The sequence below is a fragment of the Micromonospora maritima genome (assembly GCF_902825405.1).
GTDB classification, from domain to species: domain Bacteria; phylum Actinomycetota; class Actinomycetes; order Mycobacteriales; family Micromonosporaceae; genus Micromonospora; species Micromonospora maritima.
In genome coordinates, this window is record NZ_CADEAU010000333.1 from 1 (window position 1) to 5,959 (window position 5,959).

At 74.6% G+C, this 5,959-nt stretch carries 7 protein-coding genes; 6 read left to right on the forward strand and 1 reads right to left on the reverse strand.

From position 1 onward, the window contains the following. The 5 genes from HUW36_RS23545 to ung all read left to right on the forward strand — a co-directional run. Positions 1-1,139: NAD(P)H-hydrate dehydratase (locus HUW36_RS23545; RefSeq protein WP_174530174.1), on the forward strand; the 1,139-nt coding region annotated here is incomplete at its 5' end. A gap of 73 nt (positions 1,140-1,212) precedes the next feature. Continuing rightward, the gene (gene alr, locus HUW36_RS23550) at positions 1,213-2,331 is read left to right on the forward strand and encodes an alanine racemase (protein WP_174530175.1); all 1,119 of its coding nucleotides are present in this window, start codon (positions 1,213-1,215) and stop codon (positions 2,329-2,331) included. Then, a complete protein-coding gene (locus HUW36_RS23555) occupies positions 2,328-3,401 on the forward strand; it encodes an alpha/beta fold hydrolase (protein ID WP_174530176.1) in 1,074 nt (357 codons plus the stop codon). Before alr ends, HUW36_RS23555 begins: the two co-directional genes overlap by 4 nt. Further along, positions 3,392-3,874, forward strand: a complete 483-nt coding sequence (gene tsaE, locus HUW36_RS23560; protein WP_174530180.1) for a tRNA (adenosine(37)-N6)-threonylcarbamoyltransferase complex ATPase subunit type 1 TsaE — start codon at positions 3,392-3,394, stop codon at positions 3,872-3,874. Before HUW36_RS23555 ends, tsaE begins: the two co-directional genes overlap by 10 nt. A 53-nt stretch (positions 3,875-3,927) precedes the next feature. Next, positions 3,928-4,629 carry a uracil-DNA glycosylase gene (gene ung / locus HUW36_RS23565; RefSeq protein WP_174530177.1) on the forward strand — a complete coding sequence of 234 codons (702 nt, stop codon included), beginning with the start codon at positions 3,928-3,930 and terminating at the stop codon, positions 4,627-4,629. On the opposite strand, the gene HUW36_RS23570 is transcribed toward ung, so the two are convergent. Continuing rightward, positions 4,618-5,340: a helix-turn-helix domain-containing protein gene (locus HUW36_RS23570; protein WP_174530178.1), complete on the reverse strand. Its 723-nt coding sequence runs from the start codon at positions 5,338-5,340 to the stop codon at positions 4,618-4,620. The two genes, ung and HUW36_RS23570, sit on opposite strands and share 12 nt — an antisense overlap. Before the next feature lie 190 nt (positions 5,341-5,530). Here HUW36_RS23570 and tsaB point away from each other — a divergent pair. Beyond that, the coding region (gene tsaB, locus HUW36_RS23575) for a tRNA (adenosine(37)-N6)-threonylcarbamoyltransferase complex dimerization subunit type 1 TsaB (protein WP_174530179.1) at positions 5,531-5,959 on the forward strand (429 nt) is incomplete at its 3' end.

A 5,959-nucleotide genomic window follows, 5' to 3' on the forward strand; every position in this document is an offset into this window, starting at 1 on the left:
GATCTGTCGACCTGGTGCTCGACGGCATCGTGGGCATCGGCGGCACCGGCGGCCTGCGGGAGACCGCCGAGCAGCTCGCCGCGAGCCTGGCCGAGCGCTGTGGACGCGACGGCACGCGCGCCACGGTGGTCGCGGTGGACGTGCCGAGCGGCGTCGCGGTCGACACCGGGCACGTCCCGCTGACCGACGCCGGCCGACCCTGCGCGGTCCGCGCCGACGTGACCGTGGCCTTCGGCGCGCTCAAGCCGGCCCTGGTGGTCGGCCCGGCCGCCGCGCTGGCCGGGCAGGTCGAGCTGGTCGACATCGGGCTGACGCCGTGGTTGCGGGGCTCGCCCGCGCTGCGGGTGACCGAGTGGTCGGACGTGGTCGACTGGTGGCCGGCGCTCGGCCCGTCGTCCGAGAAATACTCCCGGGGCGTGGTCGGGGTGGCCACCGGGTCGGCCACCTATCCGGGCGCGGCGGTGCTCTCGGTCGGCGGCGCGCTGGCCGGCCCCACCGGCCTGGTCCGCTACGCCGGCGGCGCCCGCGCCGAGGTGGTGCACCAGCACCCGTCGGTGATCGCCACCGGCCGGGTCGCCGACGCCGCCCGGGTGCAGGCCTGGGTCTGCGGGTCCGGGCTCGGCACCGGCGAGGAGTCCGCCGCCGAGCTGCGCGCGGTGCTGGCCGCGCCGGTGCCGGTGGTGCTGGACGCCGACGCGTTGACCCTGCTCGTCGACGGCAAGCTGGCCGACCGGCTGCGCGGCCGGGACGCCCCGATCGTGGTGACGCCGCACGACCGTGAGTACGCCCGGCTCTGCGGCGAGATGCCGGGGGAGGACCGCGTCGCGGCGGCGCTGCGGCTGGCCGCCTGGATGAACGCGGTGGTGCTGCTGAAGGGCGACCGGACGATCGTCGGCACGCCCGACGGGCGGGCGTACGTCAATCCGACCGGCACCCCGGCGCTGGCCACCGGTGGCACCGGAGACGTGCTGGCCGGGCTGCTCGGCTCGCTGCTCGCCGCCGGGCTGGCTCCGGAACGGGCGGCCGCCGCCGCGGCGTACCTGCACGGGCTGGCCGGCCGGGAGGCGGCGCGCGGCGGCCCGGTGACCGCACCCGACGTGGCGGCCGCGCTGCGTCCGGTGCTGGCCCGACTGGGCTGATCCGGGCGCGGTCCGGGACGCCTGCCGCACGGCTCACGGCCAGGATGATCACCGGCGGAAGTAGGCTGGGGGTATGTGGCAGTCGGAGGTGCGCGTCGATCTCGACGCGATCCGGGAGAACGTGGCCCGACTCAAGGCGGGCACCAGCGCCGAGCTGATGGCGGTGGTGAAGGCCGACGGGTACGGACACGGCATGGTGCCGGCGGCCCGCGCGGCGCTCGACGCCGGGGCGGACCAGCTCGGCGTCTGCACCCTGGACGAGGCGCTCCGGCTGCGCCAGGAAGGGATCACCGCGCCGGTCCTGGCCTGGTTGCTCGACCCGGGCCTGCCGCTGCACGACGGGATCACGGTCGGCGTCGACCTGGGCTGCGCCAGCCTCACCCAGCTCGACGAGATGATCGAGGCGAGCCGCCGGGCCGACCGCCCGGCGCGGCTGCACCTCAAGATCGACACCGGGTTGTCCCGGGGTGGCGCCACCGTGGCCGACTGGCCGACGCTGCTGGAGGCCGCCGCCAAGGCCCAGGCCGACGGCCTGGTCGAGGTGGTGGGCGTGTGGAGCCACTTCGTGTACGCGGACTCGCCCGGCCACCCCACCACCGACCGCCAGCTCGCCGTCTTCCGTGAGGGGCTGGAGATGGTGACGCGGGCCGGCCTGCGGCCCCGCTACCGCCACCTGGCCAACTCCGCCGCCACGCTGACCCGGCCGGACACGCACTTCGACCTGGTCCGCCCCGGCATCGCGGTCTACGGTCTGTCGCCGATCGCGGGCGAGCGGTTCGGCCTGCGGCCCGCGATGACCGCCCGGGCCCGGGTGATGCTCACCAAGCGGGTCCCGGCCGGCACCGGCGTCTCCTACGGCCACACCTACCTCACCGAGAACGAGAGCAACCTGGCCGTGGTGCCGCTGGGCTACGCCGACGGGGTGCCCCGGCACGCCTCGAACACCGGCCCGGTGCTGCTCGCCGGCGAGCGACGGACCATCTCGGGGCGGGTCTGCATGGACCAGTTCGTGGTCGACTGCGGCGACGACGAGGTGGCCGCCGGAGACGTGGCGACGCTGTTCGGCAGCGGCGCGGGCGGCGAGCCCACCGCGGACGACTGGGCCGAGGCGGTCGGCACCATCAACTACGAGATCGTGACCCGCTTCGGTGGGGTGCGGGTGCCTCGCGTCTACGACGGTGAGGGCTCATGAGTCTGCGGGTGCCCCGTCCGCGCAGCGCCGCCGGCCTGGTCGGCGCGGCCGTCGGGGTGGCCGCGGCCGGGCTCGCGGCGGGCGTGGTCAGCGAGCGGGTGCTGGTCCGCCGGCTCAAGAACGACCCCGCCGACCCGTACGCCCACGAGGTCTTCGGCCGGCAACGCTACGACGAGGCGTACGAGCTGGAGATGCCGGACGGCACCGACATCCACGTGGAGGTGGTCGAGCCGACCCGGCCGGTCCCCGGCCGCCCGACGGTCGTGCTGGTGCACGGGTTCTGCCTGGACATGGGGACCTTCCACTTCCAGCGCAAGCTGCTCACGGAGCGCGGGGACTACCGCGTGGTCGCGTACGACCAGCCGGGGCACGGTCGTTCCGGGAGGCTGGAGACCGGCGAGTACGACCTGACCGCGCTGGGCCGCACGTTGCGCCGGGTGCTCGACGAGGTCGCGCCGGAGGGGCCGCTGGTGCTGGTCGGGCACTCGATGGGCGGCATGACCATCATGGCGCTCGCCGAGATCTACCCGGAGCTGTTCGGTGACCGGGTGGTCGGCACGGTGCTGATGGCCACCTCCGGCGGCCTGGCGGCGGAGACGAAGCTGGTGGCCCCCGCGCTGCTCGGCCGGGTCGGCGCGCCGGTGCTCTACATGATGAGCAACGCCACCCGCTACGGCGGCACGGTGATCGACAAGGCCCGCCGGTCGACGTCGAACGTGGCCTGGCTGCTCACCCGCAAGTACGGCTTCGGGACGCCGAAACCCAGCCCGGCCCTGGTGTCGTACGTCGAGACGATGAACTCCCGCACGTCGGCCGACACGGTCACCCGCTACCTGCGCACCCTGGCCACCCATTCGCGCTTTCCGGCGCTTGCCGCGCTGGCCGGCACGCCCGTGCTGGTGATCGTGGGGGACAAGGACATGATCACGCCGGTGACCCACTCCGAGGAGATCGTCCGACGGTTGCCGCACGCCGAGTTCGTGAAGATCCACGACAGTGGGCACGTGGTGATGCTGGAGCACGCCGACGACGTCAACGCGGCGCTGGAAAGGTTCCTGGAATCCCTGTGAAGGTGGAGCTGAAGACCCTCGACGACACGCACGGGTTCGGCCGCCGGCTGGCCGGGGTGCTGCGCGCGGGCGACCTGCTGCTGCTCAGCGGCCCGCTCGGGGCCGGCAAGACCGCGCTGACCCAGGGCGTCGGTGCCGGCCTCGGCGTACGCGGGGACATCACCTCGCCCACGTTCGTCATCGCCCGGGTGCACCGGCCGGACCCGGCGCGGGGCGGCCGGGTGACGCTCGTGCACGCCGACGCCTACCGGTTGGGGGAGTCCGCCGACCCGCGCGCCGAGATCGACGACCTCGACCTGGACGCCTCGGTGGACGAGGCGGTCACCGTGGTGGAGTGGGGCGAGGGCATGGTCGAGCAACTGGTCGACGCGCACCTGCGGGTCCGCATCGACAGACGCGACGACGACACCCGGGTGGTCACCCTGGAACCGGTCGGCGGCGACTGGGCGGCGAGGCTGGCGACCCTCGGCTGAGCGTTGTCGTACCCGCTGCCTAGAGTCGCGGGGACGACTGCGAAAGGTTGCCGATGCCCGACGACACCCCCGCCCTCGACCTGTTGGCGCTCCTGCCCGAGCCGTGGCGCGAGGCGATCGCCCCGCACCTCGACCCGGCCCGCACCGCGGCGCTGGCCGAGTTCGTCGCCCGGGAGTACGCGACCGCCACGGTCTTCCCCCCGCTGGAGGACCTGTTCTCCGCCTACCGCCTGTGCGGGCCGGCCCAGACGCGGGTGCTCATCCTCGGGCAGGACCCCTACCACAAGGCGGGGCAGGCGCACGGTCTGAGCTTCAGCGTGCGTGAGGGCGTGACGGTGCCGCCGTCGCTGCGCAACGTCTTCAAGGAGCTGGGCGAGGACCTGGGCGTGCCGAAGCCGCGCAGCGGCAACCTCGACGGCTGGGCGGCGCAGGGCGTGCTGCTGCTCAACTCGGTGCTCACGGTCCGCCAGGCCACCCCGGGCTCGCACGCCAACCGGGGCTGGGAGGAGTTCACCGACGCCACCATCAGGGCGCTCGACGCGCTCGACCAGCGGGTGGTGTTCCTGCTCTGGGGCGGCTACGCGCGCAAGAAGGCGGCGTTGGTCACGAACCCGCGGCACGTGGTGCTGGAGGCCGGGCACCCGAGCCCGATGAACCCGAAGGGCTTCCTCGGCAGCCGGCCGTTCAGCGCGGCCAACAAGGCGCTCGCCGACGCCGGCCTGCCCACCGTCGACTGGGAACGCTCAGCCGGCTGACCCGGCCGGCGTCGCGCCTTCGGCGCGGCGCTGCCGGTACCGGCGCAGCAGTTCGGCCGTACGCCGGTCGGCCACCTCCACCTCGACCAGTGGCTCGACCGGGTACGTGCGGTCGCCGACGCGGACCTCGACCGGCTCGGGCAGGTCCTCGCACATCCGGGCGCGCAGCTCGCCGTAGCGGGTCAGCCAGCGGTGCTCGCCCGGTTCCTCGGGCTCCGGGTGCACCCCGCCCCACTCCTCCCAGCGGGCGTTCCAGCGTTGCGCGCGGGACTGCTCCAGGAACGCGGTGAGGCGGGGGGAGTCCCGCCATCGCACCGCCACCTCGACCGCGTCCACCGGCAGCGGCGCACCCTGGAGCAGGGCCGCCGTGCCGCCGGCCAGCACGTACGGGAGGTCGCCCAGGGCGTCGACGATCCGGTTCAGCCCGAGGTCCTCGATCCGCTCGGGCAGCGCGGTCCCGGCTGCCTCGTCGAGCGTCGCGTCGAGGTGGCTGTCCAACGGCTCCACCTCGATCCGCAGTTGGCGTCCGAGCGCGCCGAGCAGGCGTTCCACGGTGGGCAGGCTCGGTAGCCGGTCGCCTCGTTCGATCCGGGCGACGGCGGCCTGGCTCAGCCCGGCCCGGCCGGCCAGCGCCTGCTGGGTGAGACCCGCACGTTCCCGTTCGTGCCGAACGGCGCGGGCGACCTGTCCGGCGAGACGACTCTCGGTCATCGCGGCAGGATGGCACCTCGCTGTCGAGCGATATACCGCTGAGTCATAAATATGACCCAGCGGTATATCGCTCTCGAAGGGTGCCATGCTCCCGACGGCGTCACCCTCCGTCACGGCGCGAGCGGCGAACGGCGGAGGGCGGTGAGGGCGTGGCCTGGTGGGCCGGGCGAGACGGCTAGGCTGGCTAACCGTGCTCGTACTCGTGGTGGACTCCTCGACGCCCGCGGTGACCGCGGCGGTGGTCGAGGTCTCGGTGGACGGCGTCGCGGTCCGCGCGTCCCGGTGCACGGTCGACGCGCGGGCCCACGGCGAGCTGCTCGCGCCGCAGGTCGACGCGGTGCTGGCCGACGTGGACGCGCGCCCCGCCGACCTGGCCGCGATCGTCGCCGGGCTCGGCCCGGGGCCGTTCACCGGGCTGCGGGTCGGCCTGGTCACCGCCGCCACCATGGGCCAGGTGCTCGGCATCCCCACGTACGGTGTCTGTTCGCTGGACGGGATCGGCCACCCGGCGGCCGCCGGCGAGCCGGTGCTGGCGGCGAGCGACGCGCGGCGGCGGGAGGTCTACTGGGCCGTCTACGACGGCGCCGGCGAGCGCGTCGCCGGGCCGGACGTGGCGGCC

Bases quoted from the DNA above. Each gene is read 5' to 3' on its own strand.
- ung (WP_174530177.1), top strand. From the start codon at position 3,928: ATGCCCGACGACACCCCCGCCCTCGACCTGTTGGCGCTCCTGCCCGAG.
- HUW36_RS23555 (WP_174530176.1), top strand. From the start codon at position 2,328: ATGAGTCTGCGGGTGCCCCGTCCGCGCAGCGCCGCCGGCCTGGTCGGC.
- HUW36_RS23570 (WP_174530178.1), bottom strand. From the start codon at position 5,340: ATGACCGAGAGTCGTCTCGCCGGACAGGTCGCCCGCGCCGTTCGGCAC.
- alr (WP_174530175.1), top strand. From the start codon at position 1,213: ATGTGGCAGTCGGAGGTGCGCGTCGATCTCGACGCGATCCGGGAGAAC.